The 18834-nt window shown below is 65.9% G+C and carries 21 protein-coding genes; 8 read left to right on the forward strand and 13 right to left on the reverse strand.

Features of this window, described 5'->3' with window-relative positions:
* Positions 1 to 53 precede the first annotated feature (53 nt).
* A complete protein-coding gene (locus tag CO731_RS00330; protein ID WP_108605439.1) occupies positions 54 to 296 on the forward strand; it encodes a helix-turn-helix transcriptional regulator in 243 nt (80 codons plus the stop codon).
* Positions 297 to 381: 85 nt separating this feature from the next.
* Positions 382 to 2103 carry a SulP family inorganic anion transporter gene (locus tag CO731_RS00335; protein ID WP_108605440.1) on the forward strand — a complete coding sequence of 574 codons (1722 nt, stop codon included), beginning with the start codon at positions 382 to 384 and terminating at the stop codon, positions 2101 to 2103.
* 151 nt (positions 2104 to 2254) lie between these two features.
* On the opposite strand, the gene CO731_RS00340 is transcribed toward CO731_RS00335, so the two are convergent.
* A complete protein-coding gene (locus CO731_RS00340) occupies positions 2255 to 3511 on the reverse strand; it encodes an Hsp70 family protein (protein ID WP_108605441.1) in 1257 nt (418 codons plus the stop codon).
* Between the two features lie 209 nt (positions 3512 to 3720).
* Between CO731_RS00340 and CO731_RS00345 the strand changes: the two genes are divergently transcribed.
* A complete protein-coding gene (locus CO731_RS00345; RefSeq protein WP_108605442.1) occupies positions 3721 to 4338 on the forward strand; it encodes a LysE family translocator in 618 nt (205 codons plus the stop codon).
* A 152-nt stretch (positions 4339 to 4490) separates the two neighbouring features.
* A complete protein-coding gene (gene cysK / locus CO731_RS00350; protein WP_108605443.1) occupies positions 4491 to 5471 on the forward strand; it encodes a cysteine synthase A in 981 nt (326 codons plus the stop codon).
* A gap of 36 nt (positions 5472 to 5507) precedes the next feature.
* Here cysK and CO731_RS00355 read toward each other — a convergent pair whose 3' ends face one another.
* Positions 5508 to 6752, reverse strand: a complete 1245-nt coding sequence (locus CO731_RS00355; RefSeq protein ID WP_108605444.1) for a DUF6596 domain-containing protein — start codon at positions 6750 to 6752, stop codon at positions 5508 to 5510.
* A gap of 2 nt (positions 6753 to 6754) precedes the next feature.
* A complete protein-coding gene (locus CO731_RS00360; RefSeq protein WP_108609544.1) occupies positions 6755 to 7105 on the reverse strand; it encodes a YciI family protein in 351 nt (116 codons plus the stop codon).
* 224 nt (positions 7106 to 7329) lie between these two features.
* Between CO731_RS00360 and CO731_RS00365 the strand changes: the two genes are divergently transcribed.
* Complete coding sequence (locus tag CO731_RS00365; protein ID WP_159091507.1) at positions 7330 to 8151, forward strand: DUF2066 domain-containing protein; 822 nt, start codon at positions 7330 to 7332, stop codon at positions 8149 to 8151.
* Between the two features lie 184 nt (positions 8152 to 8335).
* Here CO731_RS00365 and CO731_RS00370 read toward each other — a convergent pair whose 3' ends face one another.
* Entirely contained in the window at positions 8336 to 8659 is a 324-nt protein-coding gene (locus tag CO731_RS00370; protein ID WP_108605446.1) for a hypothetical protein, read from the reverse strand.
* A gap of 177 nt (positions 8660 to 8836) precedes the next feature.
* Here CO731_RS00370 and mbfA point away from each other — a divergent pair, with 177 nt between their 5' ends.
* Entirely contained in the window at positions 8837 to 9820 is a 984-nt protein-coding gene (mbfA, locus tag CO731_RS00375) for an iron exporter MbfA (protein ID WP_108605447.1), read from the forward strand.
* Between the two features lie 152 nt (positions 9821 to 9972).
* Here mbfA and CO731_RS00380 read toward each other — a convergent pair whose 3' ends face one another.
* From CO731_RS00380 to CO731_RS00390, 3 genes are all read right to left on the reverse strand, one after another.
* Complete coding sequence (locus CO731_RS00380; RefSeq protein WP_108605448.1) at positions 9973 to 10317, reverse strand: antibiotic biosynthesis monooxygenase; 345 nt, start codon at positions 10315 to 10317, stop codon at positions 9973 to 9975.
* Positions 10314 to 10646, reverse strand: coding sequence for an NIPSNAP family protein (locus CO731_RS00385; protein WP_108609545.1), 333 nt, complete (start codon positions 10644 to 10646; stop codon positions 10314 to 10316). The genes CO731_RS00380 and CO731_RS00385 overlap by 4 nt, the downstream gene beginning before the upstream one ends.
* Before the next feature lie 64 nt (positions 10647 to 10710).
* Positions 10711 to 10914 (reverse strand): DUF1127 domain-containing protein, encoded by a 204-nt coding sequence (locus CO731_RS00390; RefSeq protein WP_108609546.1) that lies wholly within the window; start codon positions 10912 to 10914, stop codon positions 10711 to 10713.
* 86 nt (positions 10915 to 11000) lie between these two features.
* On the opposite strand from CO731_RS00390, the gene CO731_RS00395 reads away from it, so the two are divergent.
* Both CO731_RS00395 and CO731_RS28930 read left to right on the forward strand, forming a co-directional pair.
* The gene (locus CO731_RS00395) at positions 11001 to 11681 is read left to right on the forward strand and encodes a winged helix-turn-helix domain-containing protein (protein ID WP_108605449.1); all 681 of its coding nucleotides are present in this window, start codon (positions 11001 to 11003) and stop codon (positions 11679 to 11681) included.
* 287 nt (positions 11682 to 11968) lie between these two features.
* A complete protein-coding gene (locus tag CO731_RS28930; protein WP_183262895.1) occupies positions 11969 to 12121 on the forward strand; it encodes a hypothetical protein in 153 nt (50 codons plus the stop codon).
* A 193-nt stretch (positions 12122 to 12314) separates the two neighbouring features.
* On the opposite strand, the gene CO731_RS00400 is transcribed toward CO731_RS28930, so the two are convergent.
* From CO731_RS00400 to CO731_RS00425, 6 genes are all read right to left on the reverse strand, one after another.
* Positions 12315 to 12935 carry a glutathione S-transferase family protein gene (locus tag CO731_RS00400; RefSeq protein ID WP_108605450.1) on the reverse strand — a complete coding sequence of 207 codons (621 nt, stop codon included), beginning with the start codon at positions 12933 to 12935 and terminating at the stop codon, positions 12315 to 12317.
* An 81-nt stretch (positions 12936 to 13016) separates the two neighbouring features.
* The gene (locus CO731_RS00405) at positions 13017 to 13403 is read right to left on the reverse strand and encodes a DUF1850 domain-containing protein (RefSeq protein ID WP_108609547.1); all 387 of its coding nucleotides are present in this window, start codon (positions 13401 to 13403) and stop codon (positions 13017 to 13019) included.
* Positions 13400 to 15505 (reverse strand): TRAP transporter permease, encoded by a 2106-nt coding sequence (locus tag CO731_RS00410; protein ID WP_108605451.1) that lies wholly within the window; start codon positions 15503 to 15505, stop codon positions 13400 to 13402. Before CO731_RS00410 ends, CO731_RS00405 begins: the two co-directional genes overlap by 4 nt.
* 87 nt (positions 15506 to 15592) lie before the next feature.
* A complete protein-coding gene (locus CO731_RS00415; protein WP_108605452.1) occupies positions 15593 to 16552 on the reverse strand; it encodes a TAXI family TRAP transporter solute-binding subunit in 960 nt (319 codons plus the stop codon).
* Between the two features lie 173 nt (positions 16553 to 16725).
* Positions 16726 to 17874 carry an ABC transporter permease gene (locus CO731_RS00420; protein ID WP_108605453.1) on the reverse strand — a complete coding sequence of 383 codons (1149 nt, stop codon included), beginning with the start codon at positions 17872 to 17874 and terminating at the stop codon, positions 16726 to 16728.
* Positions 17871 to 18788 (reverse strand): ABC transporter ATP-binding protein, encoded by a 918-nt coding sequence (locus tag CO731_RS00425; protein ID WP_108605454.1) that lies wholly within the window; start codon positions 18786 to 18788, stop codon positions 17871 to 17873. Before CO731_RS00425 ends, CO731_RS00420 begins: the two co-directional genes overlap by 4 nt.
* Positions 18789 to 18834: the final 46 nt, after the last annotated feature.

The following is an 18834-nucleotide window of genomic DNA, read 5'->3' on the forward strand; positions in this document are numbered from 1 at the left end:
TCAACATGAATGTATGATACATTGATGTTGCGGATCGAGACGGGAACATCTCAGTGATCACAGCCGCACAGATGCGCGCCGCACGAGCGCTGGCAGGCATCGACCAGAAGACGCTCGCCGAACTGGCCGGCGTCTCGGTGCCGACGATACAGCGCATGGAAGCGAGCGAGGGCGTGGTGCGTGGCGTGGTCGACACATTGACCAAGGTCATCGAGGCGCTCGACGCCGCCGGCGTGGAGCTGATCGGCGAGAACGAGACCGGCGGCCGGGGCGTGCGCCTGAAGAAAAAGGCCTGAGGCTCCCGGCGATCCGCATGATGTAGTCGCGACGGCGACCGCCGACAGTCTTGCCGACGATCCCGCCGCGTTTCCAGTGGTGCGGATGATGGACGCAGGCAGCAATTCAAGACAGCACAGGCAACCGACCTTCGCGGAACTGTTCACGCCCAAGCTGGTGACGGTTCTGCGCGAGGGCTATGGCGCGAGGCAGTTCAAGGCCGATGCGATTGCCGGGCTGACGGTGGCGATCGTGGCGCTGCCATTGTCGATGGCCATCGCCATCGCATCTGGCGTGTCGCCGGACAAAGGCCTGTTCACGGCGATCATCGGCGGCTTCATCGTCTCGACGCTCGGCGGCAGCCGCTTCCAGATCGGCGGACCGGCCGGCGCCTTCATCGTGCTGGTGTCGGCGACAGTGGCGCGCGAAGGCATAGACGGGCTGATCCTCGCCACTGCCATGGCCGGCGTGTTCCTGACGGCGATCGGCTACCTCAGGCTCGGGACCTACATCAAGTTCATCCCCTATCCGGTGACGGTCGGCTTCACCGCCGGCATTGCCGTCATCATCTTCGCCAGCCAGCTCAGCGAGATGTTCGGATTGACGCTCGGCGGCAAGGAACCCGGTGCGCTGGTGCCGAAGCTGAGGGCGCTGGCCGAGGCGGCGGCCACGGTGAACCCATCAGCCGTGGCGGTGGCGGTGCTGACCATCGGCACCATCCTGCTGCTCAAGCGCTGGCGCCCGGTCTGGCCGGGCATGCTGATCGCGGTGGGCATGGCTTCTCTGGCCGTTGCGCTGCTGACCCTGCCGGTGGAGACCATCGGCACGCGCTTTGGCGGCATTCCGCGCAGCCTGCCCTGGCCTGCCCTGCCCGCCTTCAGCGTGGACAAGGCGATGGCGGTGCTGCCGGATGCGGTGGCCTTCGCGCTGTTGGGCGCAATCGAGTCGCTGCTGTCGGCGGTCGTTGCCGACGGCATGACCGGCAGGCGGCATCGCTCGAACTGCGAACTGGTGGCACAGGGCTTCGCCAACATCGGTGCCGCACTGTTCGGCGGCATCTGCGTGACCGGTACCATTGCCCGCACGGCGACCAACGTGCGGGCCGGCGCGCACGGTCCGGTATCAGGCATGCTGCACGCGCTTTTCCTGCTCGCCTTCATGCTGGTGGCCGCACCGCTTGCCTCCTACATCCCGCTCGCGGCGCTGGCCGGCGTGCTCGCCGTGGTGGCCTGGAACATGGTCGAGAAACAGGCCTTCGCCACACTGATCCGCTCGTCATGGGGCGACGCGCTGGTGCTGATGGTGACGTTCCTGCTGGTGGTGTTCCGCGACCTGACCGAAGGCATCGTCGTTGGCTTTGCGCTTGGCTCGATCCTGTTCATCGACCGCATGGCCAAAAGCATCGCGGTGGAAAGCGATCAGCCGCTGGTGCAGGAGGATGTCGCCGACGCCACCAACGGCAGCCGCCACGCATACGAGGCGAGCGACGCCGGCGATGCCGACACCGTCATCTACCGCATTTCGGGAGCGTTCTTCTTCGGCGCGGCCTCGACCGTGGGGGCCGTGCTCGACCGCATCGCCGACCAGCGCAAGAACTTCATCCTTGACTGCTCGGGCGTGCCGTTTCTCGACTCAACAGCAGCGAACGTGCTCGAAGGCGCCGCCCGCAAGGCGCGGCAGGCAGGCGTCCGATTCTTCATCACCGGGGCATCGCCGCAGACGCGGCGGATGCTGATCAACCACGGCGTCAAGCATCCCGCCGTCAGCTATGCCGCCTCGGTGAAGGACGCGCAGGAGCTGCTCAAGGCAGAGAAGGCAGTCGGGTAGCCTGACCGCAGTCTCCGGCCGTGGCTTTCTGAACTGTGGACGACGTCATCATCGTCACGGCATGGATTCCCGACACTCTCCGCTCGCTCACGAGGCCGGGAATGACGGCCTTCTGGGCCGCCTCCGCCGACAGGCAAGATCGTAGCCTGCGTCAGCCGAACTTGCGCTGCGCATCGAGAGCCAGGCCAAGGCCGACGGAACCGAAGGCATCGCCCTGGACGATCCTGGCTTCCGGCACCAGCGCCAGGATGCTCTGGCGTGCCAGAGGAATGGCGGTCGAGCCGCCGGTGAGGAAGACGGCGGTGATGTCGCTGGCCTGCACCTGCGCTTCTTCAAGCGTATCGGCGACGGTCGCCGTGACGCGGCCGACCGCGGCGCGGATGGTGTCCTCCAGCCCCTGCCTGGTCAGCGACGCGGTGAACTTCGCCGCTGGCAGCGAAACGTCGATGGAGGCTGCGTCGGCGTCGGTCAGCTCGATCTTGGCCTTCTCGACCCTGGTCGCCAGAGCGTGGCCGAAACGCTGGTCGACGACCTCGATCAGCCGGTCGATGAGTTCGGGACGTTGTGCCTCGAAACGGATCTGGCGCAGGTCGAGCCTGGCCTTGGGCGTGTAGAGCAGGTTGATGCGCTGCCAGGTGGCGAGGTCGATGAAATAGCCGGCCGGCAGGTTGCGCTTGCCGTCCTTGGTCGGCGTGAGATAGCCGAGCTCGGGCATGACGTGGGCGATGCTGAGCAGGCGGTCGAAGTCGGTGCCGCCGATGTGGACGCCTCGGTTGGCGAGGATGTCGGCCTTGCGGTCGGGTGCCGCGGCCCGCTCGGGCGAGACGCGGACGATGGAGAAGTCGGAGGTGCCGCCGCCCATGTCGACGATCAGCGCCAGCTCTTCGCGCGTCACGGTGCGCTCGTAGTCGAGGGCTGCGGCGATCGGCTCGAACTGAAAGTCGATGTGCTTGAAGCCCTGCGCGCGGGCAGCCTTTTCCAGCTCGCCCTGGGCTGCGGCGTCGGCTTCGGGATTGTCGTCGACGAACTGGACCGGGCGGCCGAGCACGACATTTTCGACCGACTCGCCGACATGGCCTTCGAGGCGATCCTTGAGATGGCCGACGAACATGCCGATGATGTCGGTGAAGGCGATCTGGCGCGCCTTGATGCGGGTCTTCTCATGCACCAGCGAACTACCGAGCACACTTTTCAGCGCGCGCATCAGGCGGCCTTCGGCGCCGTCGGTGTATTCGCCGATGGCACGGCGGCCAAGTGCCGTCTGGTTGTCTTCGAAGTTGAAGAAGATGGCCGAAGGCAGCGTGACGTTCTCGCCCTCGAGCGCAACGAGGCGCGGGCGGCCGTTCTCGATGACGCCAACGGTTGAATTGGAAGTGCCAAAGTCTATGCCGCCGAAAGCCGGTCGCATCGTCTCGTCCTGAATTTTTCTGCGTGATCGGGCGGCCGATCCTCGAGAAAGGCCGCAGCGGGACCGTGCGCATACACGAGGCGGGGACCAATGTCGATGTCTGAAGCGTCTTCCGGGAAAATGTGATCGCTGGCCCAACCGTCGCGACATTCACAGGAAACCGCTTTCGTGCGATATCGTCGCCTCCCGATCGACGCGCGAGCCTTCCGATGACCCTTGCAGGATTTCTTGCCTATAGCGGCGCGCTGGCCGTTGCCGCCGCCATCCCCGGCCCGGGCGTGACCGCACTGGTGGCGCGCGCGCTCGGCTCCGGCTTCCGCTCATCGCTGGCGATGTCGCTGGGACTGGTTGTCGGCGACCTGACCTACCTCACCGCCGTGGTGCTGGGCCTGGCCTTCGTCGCCCAGTCCTTCGGCATGGTGTTCCTGGCCATCAAGTGGCTGGGCGTCGCCTATCTTGCCTACCTCGCCTGGAATTTCTGGACCAGCGGCATCACGCCCGAGACGATCGAGGCGAGAAAGGGCAAGGGCGGGCTGCTGTCGAGCTTCCTCGCCGGGCTGACGGTGACGCTGGGCAATCCCAAGACGATGATCTTCTACCTGGCGATCACGCCGACGGTCGTCGACCTGCATTCGCTGACGCTCGGCGACTACGGCATCCTGGTTGCCATCACGGTGGCGGTGCTGATGGTCGTGCTGGTGCCGTATCTGCTCTTGGCGTCGAAGGCGCGCTGGTTCCTCAAGACACCACGAGCGCTGAAGCTGCTCAACCGCACCGCCGCAACCTTCATGGTCGGTGCCGCGGCAGCGATTGCCGTCCGCCAGTAGGAACGAGCAGGAATTTCATTCCTAGAATTTGGCTTTCCCGGAAACGTGTTTCCGGGAAATGCGCCTAATCAGCACGACGCCCACTCGGAATTTGCCCTGCGACACCCTATCTTCGTCGCTCAAATCTCAGGCCTATTTCGGGAGCGAAATCGATGAACAAGCCCGTCACCTCCACGCGTGCGCCCGGTCGCGGCCGCATCTATGGCTCGATCACCGAAACCATCGGCGATACGCCTCTGGTGCGGCTCGACAAGTTCGCCAAGGAGAAGGGCGTGGTGGCGAACCTGATCGCCAAGCTCGAATTCTTCAACCCGATCGCATCCGTCAAGGACCGCATCGGCGTTGCCATGATCGAGGCGCTCGAGGCCGACGGCCGCATCGAGCCGGGCAAGAGCACGCTGATCGAGCCGACTTCGGGCAATACCGGCATCGCACTTGCCTTTGCCGCCGCTGCCAAGGGCTACAAGCTGATCCTGACCATGCCCGAGACGATGTCGATCGAGCGCCGCAAGATGCTGGCGCTTCTCGGCGCCGAACTGGTGCTGACCGAAGGCGCCAAGGGCATGAAGGGCTCCATCGCCAAGGCCGAGGAACTGGTGCAGACCATCCCGAACGCAGTCATTCCGCAGCAGTTCGAGAACCCGGCCAATCCCGAGATCCACCGCGCGACGACGGCGGAAGAAATCTGGAACGATACGCAAGGGTCGATCGACATCTTCGTGGCAGGCATCGGCACCGGCGGCACCATCACCGGCGTCGGCCAGGTGATCAAGGCCCGCAAGCCGTCGCTGCACGTGGTTGCCGTCGAACCCGAGGGGTCGCCGATCCTGTCCGGCGGCCAGCCGGGCCCGCACAAGATCCAGGGCATCGGCGCCGGCTTCGCGCCGAAGGTGCTGGACACCACCATCTATGACGAGATCGTCAAGGTCTCCAACGAGGATGCGGTGGCCAACGCCCGCCTGGTCGCGCGCCTCGAAGGCGTGCCTGTCGGCATCTCCTCCGGTGCGGCACTGCAAGCTGCCGTGATCGTCGGATCGCGACCGGAAAACGCCGGCAAGAACATCGTCGTCATCATCCCGTCCTTCGCCGAGCGCTATCTGTCGACGGTGCTGTTCGAGGGACTGGGCAACTAAGGGGCGACTTTCCCCTCTCCTCTTGCGGGAGAAGCTTTACCGGGCGGCGAGAGCCGCCCGTTTTCGTTGCAGGAAGCGGCGGACGGCGGCATCGGTTTCGAGGCCGGTCGCAATCTCGTAGGCCTTGTCGGCTTCCAGGAAATCGCCGCCAAGCGACAGCAGTTCGGCGCGGGCCGCCCAGTAGGGCTGGTATTGGTCGAGGCGCGCGTCATCGATGGCGTCGAGCAGGGCCAGCCCTGTAGCCGGCTCGACGGCATAGGCTACCGCCACCGCATGATTGACGGCGATGACGGGCGAGGCGGTGAGCGTCATCAGGCCGGCATAAAGGGTGGCGATCGCCGCCCAGTCGGTGCGGCCGGTGAAGCGGCGCGCCGCATGGGCCGATTGGATCGCCGCCTCGATCCGGTAGCGGCCGATGCCGTCGAAAAGCCCGGCGCGCTGAAGCAACGCGTCAGCCTCTGCGATCATGTCGGCATCCCACAGAAGCGTGTCCTGCTCGCTGAGCGGAACGAACTCGCCGGCGGCATCGCGGCGAGCCGCGCGGCGGGCCTCGGCATGCAGCATGAGCGACAGGAGCCCGGCCGCCTCGCCCTCGCCAGGCATCAGCTCGACCAGCAGCCGGCCGAGCCAGATGGCCTCGGAGGCCAGGTTGCGGCGGCGGGACTCGGCCCCGGCCGGATCGCTCCAGCCTTCGGCGAAGGCGGCGTAGATGGCCTCCAGCACAGCCGAGAGCCTTTCGCCCAGTTCCGCCGCTTCGGGAATGCGGAAGGGGATGCCGGCCTGCCTGATGCGCGCCTTGGCCCGCACCAGGCGCTGGCCCATGGTCGCCGGCGAAACCAGGAAGGCCGAGGCGATGGTGGCTGCATCGAAGCCGAGGATGGCCTGCAGGATCAATGGCGCACGCACGCCGGCATCGATCGCCGGATGGGCGCAGGCGAAGATCAGGCCGAGGCGTTCGTCGGGAAACTTTTCGCGCGCCATTTCCTGTTCCAGCTCCTCGCCGATCAGGCGCAGGTGATCCTGGCCGGCCTCGCCGGCGGCGCGCCGCCGCTGCTGGTCGATCGAACGGCGGCGCGCCACCGTCAGCAGCCAGGCCTCGGGATGCAGCGGAACGCCCGTCTCAGGCCATTTGACAAGTGCGGCGGCAAAGGCGTCGGCGAGCGCATCCTCGGCCGAAGCGACGTCGCGGGTGCGCGAAGCAAGGTAGGCGACCAGCCTGCCATAGCTCTGGCGGGCAGCGGCCTCGGCCGCCGCCCGTGCCTGTTCCGCGGCAGAGGCCATGCCTAGCGGGTCGGCCAGATGGGCCGCACTTCGATCGTGCCGTTGCTGGCGCTCGGGCAGCGTGCGGCCCAGTTGAGCGCGGCGTCGAGGTCGGGCGCCTCGATGACGTAGTAGCCGCCCAGCTGTTCCTTGGTGGCGGCGAAGGGGCCGTCGAGCACTTGCGTCTTGCCGTCGCGGACGCGCACGACGGTGCCGGTGGCCGAAGGTTGCAGGCGTTCGCCCGATACCAGCGCGCCAGCCTTGATCAGCGCCTCGTTGTAGGCGGCATAGGGCGCGCCCATCTGCTTGGCCGCCTCGGGGCCGGGAACCTCTCCCGGCGTCTCTTCGAAGTGGATGAGTAGCATGTACTGCATCGTCGTCTCCTGCGTTTCCAGGCCGCATCGTCGCGGGCCAAACGGATGTCGCCCGACGGAGCTCGATTTCGACAGGCGCCGGAGGAATTTTTCATCCATGCCGGGATTTTCGGCAAGGGTCGCAGGAACTGGGCCACGCGGGGCCGCTTCCGCCGCACGTTGGACTGGCTTCTGCATCGGCCATTGCTCTGATAGGTTGCGCACCCGAACAGAGAATGCGGCACATGCCTCGCGGCGGAATGCGTAACTGGATTGCAGCGGCATTGCTGGCCATGGCCTTGCCTTGCCCGGCAGCGGCATCCGACCTTTACACCGTCAACACCATCACGAGTGGCACCGCGCCCGAGCGGCGCGACATCGGCTTTGCCCAGTGCCTGCGCGACGTGGTGGTCAGGGTGACCGGCAACTCCCGACTGCTCAACGAGCCGCGCGTTGCCGAACAGGCAAGCCATGCCGGCGACATGATCGCCAGCCACACCTTCCGCGACCGCATGGGCGGCATCCCGATCCATGACGAGCAGGGCAGCTACGACCGGCCGCACGACCTGACCTGTGTCTTCGACGAAGGGAAGCTCGACGCGTTCCTGGCCACGCTCGGCAGCAAGCCGTGGCGCAATCGTCCCCTTGTCGTGGCCGTCGTTGCGATACGCGACATGAAAGGCGCGGGCACGATGCTTGCCGATGACAGCCCGGAACCGCGCGACAGGGACATGCGTACGGCGTTGCTCGCCGCCGCTGCCCGCCTGGCCTTGCCGCTTGCGCTGCCGACACGCGACGAACTCGTGCAAGCCGGTCTTGATCCGGCGGCGATGGCGCAAGCGAACCCGGCCAATCTTGATCGACTAGCCAAGGCGACCCGTGCCGGCATCGCGCTCACCGGCACGGTGGTCTGGAGCGACAGGGACCTCGGCTGGGTCGCCAGCTGGCAGCTCGCAGGACCGGCACCGCATGTCAGCTGGGGCATCTCGGGCGTCGGTTTCGACGATGCCTTCCGCAATGCCGTGGCAGGTGCGGCGCAGGTTCTGTCGGGGAATGAGGCGCCGTAGCCAGCGTCCCTTTCTCCCCTTGTGGTGCCCAGAAGGGGCGGATGAGGGGTGCTGGACGAAGCACGACCTTGAAGAGACCGGCGATGATGTAGGAGACGTCGCACTCCGGCCAGCACCCTCACCCGTCTCGGCGCTGCGCGCCGATCCACCTTCTCCCACAGGGGGAGAAGGAAAAAGACGCCCTTCACCCCAGCAGCGAGCGCACCCGCTTTTCGCCGCCGGCCTTGCGCCAGGCGTTGAAGCGGTGGGTGGCGGCGGCGAACGAGATCTTCATTGCGCGGGCCACCGAGTAGCGCGAACTGCCCTCGTCGAACATGCGGTAGCAGCACTCGACGCCATCGGGCGTCAGCTTGCCGTCGCAGGTCTTGTTGTGCGGGTTGGCGGGGTCGAACTTTTCCGGCGCAGGCTCGAGCATGCCCTTGAGCCGGGCCAGGTCTGCCTCGATGCTGGCGATCAGCTCGAGCACGGGCTTGGGGTCGATGTGGTGCGCGTGCTGCCTGGCCGCCATGGTGCATTCCTTCTATCAGGTGAGATTAGGCTATATAGCCTAACATTGGGCTATAACAAGGAATGCCGTTTCACGACCTTGCGGCGTGCGGCAAATAAGTCACGCTTCGACTTCGAGCATTGACCGGAGAGCGTCGATTACCTAGTTTAGAATTATTCTAAACTGGAAGATTCGCCTATGCTGTCCCGTGTCTTCGGCTTCGGCCGCCGCGCATTCGATTCCTTGTCCGAGCAGGAGATTCTGGCCCTCGCAATATCGTCGGAGGAGGACGACGGACGTATCTACCGCGCCTATGCCGACGGGCTGCGCGACGAGTTTCCGCAATCGGCCAAGGTGTTCGACGCCATGGCCGAGGAGGAGGACGGCCATCGCGCCGCGCTGATCGAATTGCACCGCGCCCGCTTCGGCGAGCGCATTCCGCTCATCCGACGCGAGCATGTGCGCGGCTACTACGAGCGCAAGCCCGACTGGCTGGTGCGACCGCTCGGCATCGACAAGGTCCGCGACCAGGCCGAGGAAATGGAGCGCCAAGCCTATCGCTTCTATGTCGAGGCGATGAAGCGGACGAGCGACGCCTCGACCCGGAAGCTGCTGGGCGACCTCGCCGCTGCCGAGCAGAGCCACGAAACACTCGCCCATCGGTTGGGCGACAAGCACGTGCCCGAGGACGTCAAGGACGAGGAAAGGACGAGCGAGCGGCGCCAGTTCATACTGACTTATGTCCAGCCAGGCCTCGCCGGCCTGATGGACGGCTCGGTCTCGACGCTGGCGCCGATCTTTGCCGCCGCCTTTGCCACGCAGGACACCTGGCAGACCTTCCTCATCGGCCTGTCCGCCTCGGTCGGCGCCGGCATCTCGATGGGCTTCACCGAAGCCGCCCACGACGACGGCAAGCTTTCGGGCCGCGGTTCGCCGCTCAAGCGCGGCCTCGCCTCCGGCATCATGACCACGGTCGGCGGCCTCGGCCACGCGCTGCCCTATCTCATCCCGCATTTCTGGACCGCAACCACGGTCGCCGGGGTCGTCGTCTTCTTCGAACTCTGGGCCATCGCCTACATCCAGAACCGCTTCATGGAAACGCCGTTCCTGCGCGCCACCTTCCAGGTGGTGCTCGGCGGCGCACTGGTCCTTGCCGCGGGCGTGCTGATCGGGAATGCCTAGCCACGTCGCCCCCTCATCCGGCCGCTTCGCGGCCATCTTCTCCCCGGTGGGGAGAAGAGGAATGACTACCTCTCAATCCTCCTCTCCCCGTAGGGAGAGGTCGGCCGGGCGCAGCGGAGGCCGGGTGAGGAGGCGCTGCCACCTACACGCCTTTACCCATGCACCGCCCGACTGTCCGTGGGCGCCTCCGTCCGCTCGCTCAGCCCATAGTCGCGCACGACATGGGCGATGCGCAGGCGATAATCCGAAAACACGCCACCACGCCCGGCCACCTGCGCCTGCCGATGTTCCTCGGTGTTGCGCCACGCCTTCACCGCCGCCTCGTCGCGCCAAAACGACAGCGACAGCAGGCGGTCGGGATTGGCGAGGCTCTGGAAGCGCTCGATCGACAGGAAGCCGTCGATGCCATCGAGCAGCGGGCGCAAATCGGCGGCGATGCCGAGATAGGCGTCGCGCCGGCCCTCCGCCGGCTCGACCTCAAAGATGACGGCGATCACGGCAGGACCCTTTCGGCATGCGGCCCCGAGGCCAGCTTCAGGAAGATGCGGTCCTCCTTCAGGATGAACCTTTCGCGCTTGGAAAACTCATAGTTCTCGCGGCCGAGCGGATCGGCCATCAGCCGCGCCCGGTAGGCCTCGTAGGCGGCCAGGCTCTCGATGTTGTAGACGCCGTAGGCGGTCGTCGCCGACCCCTCGTGCGGTGCGAAATAGCCGACAAGGTCGGCGCCGCAGCGCGGGATCACCTGGCCCCAGTTGTGGGCGTACTGCTCGAACGCCGCCTTGCCGAAGGGGTCGATCTGGTAGCGAATGAAGCAGGTGATGGTCATCTTGGTCTCCGGAAATGTTGGGAATGGTTCGGCCGGCATCGAAGCGTCCGGCCGGATTGGCGTGCTAGCGCCAGAAGGGTTTTGCGACTTCACGCGTCACGTCGCGGCGGCTGAGGCCGATGTCGTCGAGCTGGTCGTCGGTCAGTTCTGAGAGGTCGAGCCGTTGCAGGTGCCGGTCATAGCCGCGGGCGAGGAAGGCCAGCATCCGGCCGAATGAACCGAGCGGCAGGCGTTTCGGCGCGGTGGCGGATTGGGTGTTCGGTGTCATGGCGTTGCTCCTTTCCATGGCTGGAGAATACGCATTGCCTGACGAGAACGCTTCGACTACCATCTAACCATGGAGGTAAGGCTGCCATGAAGGAAGGCCCCGACATCGCCCGTATCGCCAGCCTTGTCGGCGATCCTGCCCGCGCCAACATGCTGACCGCGCTGATGGACGGCGGTGCGCTGACGGCCAGCGAACTGGCGCTGGAAGCCGGCGTCAGCCTGCCCACGGCAAGCTCGCATCTCGCCAAGCTGATGGACGGCAAGCTGCTGACCGTGGCGAGCCAGGGCCGGCATCGCTACTACGCGCTGGCCGGAACGGAGGTGGCGGCGATGATCGAGGCGATCAGCGGCGTCGCCGCCCACTCCGGGCCCCAGCGCGCCCGGCCGGGGCCGCGCGACAAGTCGATGCGCGAAGCCCGTATCTGCTACGACCACCTCGCCGGCGACCACGCGGTGGCGATGTTCGACCGCTTCGTCGCCGAAGAAATCATCGTGCAAAACGACGACGCGGTCCGGCTCGGCCCGGCGGGCGCCAGCTTCTTTGCCGCCATCGGCATCGACACCTCGGGGCTCGGCGCCTCGCGCCGGCCGATGTGCCGCGCCTGCCTCGACTGGAGCGTGCGTCGCTCGCATCTCGCGGGATCGCTGGGCAGCGCCATCCTCGACAAGATCATCGCCGAGAAATGGGCGCGCCGGCCGGCCGGCAGCCGCGTCGTCGAATTCACGCCTCCGGGCAGGCGCGCATTCGAAAAGACCTTCCTCGCCTGAAGCCAAAATCCAGAGCCGGCCCTGCCCGACGCCGTCCTTCGATGTAACGACGGGCTGAAACCTGTGGATAGCCGCACGGCAAATTGCGGATACATCCGTGGCGCAAAAGACACATCTTAACCAATGCCGCCCGATCAGGCCTAAATGCCTAGAAAAGAACGCAATTCGGCCCCGATCGGGCGCATTTTCACACGAAGATTAACATCGCGTTCACCGAAGATTCACACCCGCCGGCTATGATCGCTTCCACGTTCGGGACGAGCCCCGAAGGGACAGGGATAAGAACAATGGCTATCTGGAACCAAATCACTCACGCCGCATCGGCGCTTCGCGAATTCATCGCACCGACCTACCGCCCCGAGCGCCACTACATGCGCGGCCCGGGACCTGCCTGCGCACGCCGCACCAACACGCTTCAGTCGCGCGTAACGTTCCACTGATCATGACCGTTACCGGACGCCACGAAAGCCGCATCGCCCGGCCAACCAGCGATCACCGCACCACCACGTTGCGCGGCGAACGCCGGGCGATCGTCTCGACCCGCCTCTAGCGGCTACGCCCGCCGGCGGCGCAAGCCCGGCTGCTTCACGCCCCCACAGCTCCATGCACCGAGGTCGAGAGTCGCTCCCGGCCTCACCACAGCTCGTGGCGCACGTTCAGGTCCTTGATGACCGGCACGTCGCGCAGCATCGTGCAGATGCGCTCGATGTCCGGCCAGGTCGCAGCGACCTTGCCGGCCTCGGGATGCCAATATGCAAGCATCAGGAGATAGACGTCGGCGATCGACATGTGTTCGCCGGCAAGCCAGCTGCGATCCTGCAACGCGGCATCGAGAATGCCGAAGCCGCGATCGGTTTCGGCAACGGCCGCGACCTTCACCGCCTCTTTGCCTTGCGGGTCGGCCGAATAGCGCTGCGCATAGTAGTAGCGCAGCAGCGCCGGATACATCACCGACGACTGGAAGGTGAGCCAGCGCAGGAAGTCGGCACGCCCGGGTGCACCCGCTGCCGGCGCAAGCCGTGCATCGGGGTGGCGCTCGGCAATCAACTGGCACATCGCCGCCGACTCGGTCATCGCGCTGCCATCCGGCAGCACCAGCACCGGCACCTGGCCGAGCGGGCTGATGGTGCGGAACCTGCCGTCGGGGTCTGTGCCCTTGACGACATTGATGCATTCGAATGGCACGCCAGCCAGTTCGAGTGCCGCCTCGACGACGAAGCCGCCGCTGCCGGCACGCGTATAGAGCTTGTACATTTTCTTGTCCCCCCTTGGCGTGATTTGACATGGCCTCGCGTGGCTTCTCAAGCGCCGGGATGGTCCGCCAGGGTGGTATTTTCACCGGTCCAGTTCGGGGCTAGGGTTTGCAGCACAGGCCCTGATGACGACCGTCTCGCCGGCCTCGGCGCCGAGCGTCATGCAGCGCCCCTCGGCGCACAGCGTCCAGCCCGCGCCGGTCGCACCCGATGCGGCCAGCATGACGCTTGGCTGCGGCCCGAGCCTGGGCACGTAGATCCACCAGCCATCCACCAGCCTGGCGCCTTCGGCGGGTTCCATGCCGGCGCCCGAGCCCCTGACGCGGGCCTCGACGATCTCCAGCCCGGCCGGCGTCACCAGCCAGTCCTCCTCCCAGCGGGTCTTTTCGACCGAATGGGTCCAAGACAGGGTGAAGGCGGCGACCGCCATGGTCACTGCCTTGGAGCCGGCCGCGATGCACAGGCTCATGCCAGGGCAGCGGCCTGGCGCGACCGCCACCAGTGCCAGCCGCCCCAGATGAACGCCAGCGCGAAGCCGGCCTCGTCGGTCAGCGGCAGGGCCAGCACCAACAGAACGCCTGCGGTAAAGGCCAGCAGCCGTTCCCAAACGGCGATGCGCGCGAACAGGAAGCCGACCACCGCGGCCCCCCACAGCGCAATGCCGAGGCAGGCCTTGACGAAGATGTAGGCGACCTCGACGGGATAGCCGAAGCTGGCGGCGATCGGCCCCGGATCCTGCAGCATCAGGGCCGGCGTGTAGACCGCCATGAACGGCACGACGAAGCCGGCAACTGCCAGCTTGGAGGCCTGGACGGCAATCTTCATGCCCGAGGTCTTGGCCATCGGTGCGGCGGCGAAGGCGGCGAGCGCCACGGGTGGCGTGAGATCGGCCATGATGCCGAAATAGAAGACGAACATGTGGCTGACCAGCAAGGGCACGCCGAGCTCGAGCAGTGCTGGGCCGGCAAGCGACGAGGTGATGATGTAGTTGGGGATCGTCGGAATGCCCATGCCGAGCACCAGGCAGGTCAGCATGGTCAGCACCAGCGACAGGAACAGGTTGTTCTCGCCGATGGCGATGATGGCGCCGATGAAGGTGGAGGCGATGCCGGTCAGCGTCAGCGTGCCGATGACGATGCCGACGATGGCGCAGGCGATGCCGACGGGCAGCGCGTTCTTGGCGCCTTCGGCGAGCGAGTCGACGCAGATCAGCAGCGTCTCGCGCCCGCCCTTGAACACAGCGCAGGCCAGCACCAGCGCGCCGATCACCAGCACGAGCAGGTTGACGCCGAATTTCATGAAGGCGGCGGCGGCCAACCCGAGCGCCACCCAGAACACCACGCGAAAGGCGAAGGGACCGATCAGCGCCGCGAGCGGCGTGCCGAGGATCAGCACGATGGTCAGTGCCAACCCCATGGTGCCGGCGAAGATCGGCGTGTAGCCGGCAAACAGCAGGTAGACGAGCGCGGCCAGCGGCAGCACCAGCGGCCAGTGCTTCTTCACCGCATCCCACGGGTCGGGCAGTGTCGCCTTGTCCATGCCCTTGAGCCCGAACTTGCCGGATTCGAGATGCACCATCCAGAAGCAGGCGCCAAAGTAGAGCAGAGCCGGGATCAGCGCCGCCTTGACCACTTCGGCGTAGGGGATGTTGAGCGTTTCGGCCATGATGAAGGCGACAGCGCCCATGACCGGCGGCATGATCTGGCCGCCCATCGACGAGGTCGCCTCGACGCCGCCGGCGAAAGCCGAGCGGAAGCCGAAGCGCTTCATCAGCGGAATGGTGAACTGGCCGCTGGCCACGACATTGGCGACGCCCGAGCCGGAGATGGTGCCCATCAGTGCCGACGACAGCACGCAGACCTGCGCCGGCCCGCCGCGCCAGGCGCCGACGAACCCGAGAGCGAAGTCGTTGAACAGTGCTATCATGCCGGCCTTTTCGAGGAAGGCGGCGAAGACCACGAAGATGAAGATATAGGCGGCCGAGACATAGACCGGCGTGCCGTAGATACCCTCGGTGCCGAAGCCGAAATGCTCGATGATCTGGGCCACGTCATAGCCGCGATGGATGAAGGGCGGCGGCAGGTACTGGCCGAAGAAGCAATAGGCGAGGAACAGGCCTGCGATGATTGCCAGCGGCAACCCCATCAGTCGTCGCGCCGCCTCGAACACCAGCACGATCAGCAGCGCGCCCATGGCGAGGTCGAGCGTGGTGTGGAAGCCGGCACGGCGGATCAGGTCGAAATAGAACACCCAGTTGTAGATGCCGGTCAGGAAACCCAGCACCCCCAACGTCCAGAACCAGGCTTTGCCAACGGTGCCCCTGGCGCGCAGGTTTGCCAGAAGCGCAAAGCCGAGCAGCAGCAGGAAGCCGACATGCATTGCGCGCACCACCTGGCTCGGCAGGTTGCCATAGGCGGCGGTCCACAGCTGGAAGCCGGAGAAGGCAACCGCAATGCCGAAAGCGATGCGCCCGGCCAACCCCTCGCCGAAACCCGGCGGCAGGCCTTCGATCGCTTCTTCGACTTCAGGCGAAAGGACGGTCGGCGCGGGCTGGGACTCGATACCGGTCATGGAAAGCGTTTCTCACTTCCAGTTGGCAGGGCAATTGCCTCCGCCCGCCGTCGGGCGGGCGGAGGCGAGAATACGCTGAGACCGCGATTACTTGATCAGCCCTTTTTCCTTGTAATAGCGCTCGGCGCCGGGATGCAGCGGGATCGGCATGCCGTCGAGCGCCTTGGCAAGGTCGATGCCCTTGGCGGCCGCATGCGCTGCCGACAGCTTGTCGAGATTTTCGAACAGCAGCTTGGTCATCTGGTAGGCCACCTCTTCGGAAACGCCGTCATGGCTGACGAGGAAGTTGCCGACGGCTGCGGTCTGCACGTCGGTCGTCTGGCCGTCATAGGTGCCGGCCGGAATGGTCACCGCCATGTAGGGCGCACCTACCTTTTCGACATCGGCGGCGGGCACGGCGACGACGGTGATCGGCAGCGAGGTCGCCAGGTCGCGGATCGAAGCGACGCCGAGCCCGGCCGACTGCAGCGTGGCGTCGAGCTGGCGGTTCTTGATCAGTTCGACGGATTCGGCGAAGGGCAGGTACTCGACCTTGCCGAGGTCCTCGTACTTCATGCCGGCAGCAGTGAGGATGGCGCGGGCGTTGAGCTCGGTGCCCGATGCCGGCGCGCCGACCGACAGGCTCTTGCCCTTGAGGTCGGCGAGCGACTTCACCCCCGATTCCTGGCTTGCTACGATCTGGATGAAGTTGGGATAGATCGCGGCGATGCCGCGCAGCTTGTCGAGCTTGCCGGGATAACCGGCCTCGGTATTGCCCTCCCAGGCCAGCGCCACCGAGTCGCCGAGGGCGAAGCCGATCTCGCCCTTGCCCTGCTGGAGCAGGTTGAGGTTCTCGACCGAGGCCTTTGTAGCCTGCACCTGGGTGCGCGCGCCCTCGATGCTCTTACCGTAGATCTCCGACAGCGCCACGCCGAGCGGATAATAAACGCCGGAGGTGCCGCCAGTCAGCACGTTGATGAACTGCTGGGCGTTGGCCGGCATGGCAGCAAACGCCATCGACATTGCTACCGCGCCAGCGGCGAGAAACCTGGTCTTTACATTCAGCATCTTGGTGTCCTCCCTGTGAATCTGAAGCCTTGCGTCGGCTCCCCCCGCGCAAGTTGCGATCATGTTAGACAGCGGGCGCCAAATGCCAACCCGCAAATGTGCGGCCTCAGACGAATGGCTGAGAAAAGCATGTGCCGCACCCTCGGCCCGGTGCGGCCAATGGCCAGTGGAACTCAATCCAGCGTGCGGCGGAAGCGGAACAGCGCGAGGCCGGCGAAGACCGCGACGAACAAGGCGAGTATGCCGACCTCGGCGGCGATGGCCGGGAACTCGGCACCCTTGAGCATGACGGCGCGGATGATGCGCAGGAAATGCGTCAGCGGCAGGATCTCGCCCAGCGCCTGGGCCCAGCCGGGCATGCCGCGATAGGGGAACATGAAGCCCGACAAAAGGATCGACGGCAGGAAGAAGAAGAAGGTCAGCTGCATCGCCTGCATCTGCGTCCGGGCAATGGTCGAGATGGTGTAGCCGAGCAGAACCAGCGCCAGCACGAAGACCAGGATCGCCGACAGCAGCAAGGACAGCGAGCCGATGAAGGGGATGGAAAACAGCAGCTTCGAGGCGATCAGCACCACCGCCACCTGGACGGCGCCGACGACGAGATAGGGCAGCACCTTGCCGAGCATGATCTCGGCCGGGCTTGCCGGCATGGCAAGCAGGTTCTCCATGGTGCCGCGCTCGGTTTCGCGCGTCAGCGCCATCGAGGTCATCATCACCATGGTCATCTGCAGGATGACGCCGAGCAGGCCGGGCACGATGTTGTATTGCGAGATGCCTTCGGGATTGTAGCGGCGGTGGACGACGACCTCGAGCTGGCCTTTGGCCGCCTCTGCCGCAGCTGCCTGCATTCCCTGTGCTCTCAGCAGCGCCTGGTTGGCGACGGTGCCGAGCGTCGACACTGCGCCGCTGGACGCGGAGGGATCGGTGGCATCGGCCTCGATCAGGATCTGCGGCGCGTCGCCGCTGGCCACCCGGCGGCCGAAATCGGCGGGGATGGTGACGACGAAGGCGACCTCGCCGCTGGCCATCAGCTCCTCGGCCTCGGCTGCGGTTTCGGCGATGTGGTCGAAGCGGTAGTAGTTGGTGTTCTGCAGCGCCGAGACCATGGCGCGCGTGTACTGGTCGTTGCTGGTGGCAACGAGCGCGGCCGGCAGGCTCTTGGGGTCGCTGTTGATGGCGAAGCCGAACAGCACGAGCTGCATCAGCGGCACGCCCAGCATCATGGCGAAGGTGATGCGGTCGCGCCGCATCTGGATGAACTCCTTGGTTAGCAATGCGCCGAGCCGGGCGAAGGAGAAGATGCCGTTGGTGAGGCTTGTCATGACATGTTGTCCCTGGAGCCGGCCATGAACTGGATGAACACGTCTTCCAGGCTGGTCTCGCCCGGTTCGACGGTCACGTCCTTGCGGCCGCGGATGTCGGCAAGTGCCGCTTCGAGCTTTTGGCGGTCGGAGCCGACGACGTGGAGCGTGGCACCGAACGGCGCGACCTGCTCGACTCCGGGCCTGCCCTCGAGTGCGGCGGCGATCTGGTCGAGGCGCGGGCCGGACACGACGAAGGTGGTCAACCCGGCATTGCGCACGACGTCTTCGACGGTGCCGGAAGCCAGCATCTTGCCATAGGAGATGTAGCTGATGCGGTGGCAGCGCTCGGCCTCGTCCATGTAGTGGGTCGAGACCAGGACGGTGAGCCCGCCGCGCGCCAGCCGGTGGATCTCGTCCCAGAACTCACGCCGCGCCTTGGGGTCCACGCCGGCGGTGGGTTCGTCGAGCAGAAGCAGCTTCGGCTTGTGCATGATGCAGGCGGCGAGTGCCAGGCGCTGCTTCCAGCCGCCCGACAGCGTGCCTGCGAGCTGGTTGCGGCGGCTGGTCAGGCCGAGTTCGTCGAGGGTGCGGGCGACGTGCTCCTCGACCGGCCTGAGTTTGTAGAGCCGGGCGACGAATTCGAGGTTCTCACCGATCGTCAGGTCCTCGTAGAACGAGAACTTCTGCGTCATGTAGCCGACCTCGCGCTTGATCTTCAGCCCGTCGGTGCGCAGGTCATAACCAAGCACCTGGCCGTCACCCTCATCGGGCGTGAGCAGGCCGCACATGATGCGGATGGTGGTGGTCTTGCCCGAGCCGTTGGGCCCGAGGAAGCCGACGATCTCGCCCTCGGCGACCGTCATGGTGACGTGGTCGACGACGGTCTTGTCGCCGAAGCGCTTGACCAGGTTGGTGACTTCGATGGCGTTCATTGGGTGCTGCCTCCGGCAGCGGAGCGAGTAGAGAATAGCGAGTAGC

Origin of the sequence: Aminobacter sp. MSH1 (genome assembly GCF_003071665.1) — a bacterium.
GTDB classification, from domain to species: domain Bacteria; phylum Pseudomonadota; class Alphaproteobacteria; order Rhizobiales; family Rhizobiaceae; genus Aminobacter; species Aminobacter niigataensis.

What these genes read in the sequence shown, in the direction of transcription:
- CO731_RS00335 (WP_108605440.1), top strand. Translation starts at nt 382, where the DNA reads ATGATGGACGCAGGCAGCAATTCAAGACAGCACAGGCAACCGACCTTC.
- CO731_RS00340 (WP_108605441.1), bottom strand. Translation starts at nt 3,511, where the DNA reads ATGCGACCGGCTTTCGGCGGCATAGACTTTGGCACTTCCAATTCAACC.
- CO731_RS00345 (WP_108605442.1), top strand. Translation starts at nt 3,721, where the DNA reads ATGACCCTTGCAGGATTTCTTGCCTATAGCGGCGCGCTGGCCGTTGCC.
- cysK (WP_108605443.1), top strand. Translation starts at nt 4,491, where the DNA reads ATGAACAAGCCCGTCACCTCCACGCGTGCGCCCGGTCGCGGCCGCATC.
- CO731_RS00355 (WP_108605444.1), bottom strand. Translation starts at nt 6,752, where the DNA reads ATGGCCTCTGCCGCGGAACAGGCACGGGCGGCGGCCGAGGCCGCTGCC.
- CO731_RS00360 (WP_108609544.1), bottom strand. Translation starts at nt 7,105, where the DNA reads ATGCAGTACATGCTACTCATCCACTTCGAAGAGACGCCGGGAGAGGTT.
- CO731_RS00365 (WP_159091507.1), top strand. Translation starts at nt 7,330, where the DNA reads ATGCCTCGCGGCGGAATGCGTAACTGGATTGCAGCGGCATTGCTGGCC.
- CO731_RS00370 (WP_108605446.1), bottom strand. Translation starts at nt 8,659, where the DNA reads ATGGCGGCCAGGCAGCACGCGCACCACATCGACCCCAAGCCCGTGCTC.
- mbfA (WP_108605447.1), top strand. Translation starts at nt 8,837, where the DNA reads ATGCTGTCCCGTGTCTTCGGCTTCGGCCGCCGCGCATTCGATTCCTTG.
- CO731_RS00385 (WP_108609545.1), bottom strand. Translation starts at nt 10,646, where the DNA reads ATGACCATCACCTGCTTCATTCGCTACCAGATCGACCCCTTCGGCAAG.
- CO731_RS00390 (WP_108609546.1), bottom strand. Translation starts at nt 10,914, where the DNA reads ATGACACCGAACACCCAATCCGCCACCGCGCCGAAACGCCTGCCGCTC.
- CO731_RS00395 (WP_108605449.1), top strand. Translation starts at nt 11,001, where the DNA reads ATGAAGGAAGGCCCCGACATCGCCCGTATCGCCAGCCTTGTCGGCGAT.
- CO731_RS28930 (WP_183262895.1), top strand. Translation starts at nt 11,969, where the DNA reads ATGGCTATCTGGAACCAAATCACTCACGCCGCATCGGCGCTTCGCGAA.
- CO731_RS00400 (WP_108605450.1), bottom strand. Translation starts at nt 12,935, where the DNA reads ATGTACAAGCTCTATACGCGTGCCGGCAGCGGCGGCTTCGTCGTCGAG.
- CO731_RS00405 (WP_108609547.1), bottom strand. Translation starts at nt 13,403, where the DNA reads ATGAGCCTGTGCATCGCGGCCGGCTCCAAGGCAGTGACCATGGCGGTC.
- CO731_RS00410 (WP_108605451.1), bottom strand. Translation starts at nt 15,505, where the DNA reads ATGACCGGTATCGAGTCCCAGCCCGCGCCGACCGTCCTTTCGCCTGAA.
- CO731_RS00415 (WP_108605452.1), bottom strand. Translation starts at nt 16,552, where the DNA reads ATGCTGAATGTAAAGACCAGGTTTCTCGCCGCTGGCGCGGTAGCAATG.
- CO731_RS00420 (WP_108605453.1), bottom strand. Translation starts at nt 17,874, where the DNA reads ATGACAAGCCTCACCAACGGCATCTTCTCCTTCGCCCGGCTCGGCGCA.
- CO731_RS00425 (WP_108605454.1), bottom strand. Translation starts at nt 18,788, where the DNA reads ATGAACGCCATCGAAGTCACCAACCTGGTCAAGCGCTTCGGCGACAAG.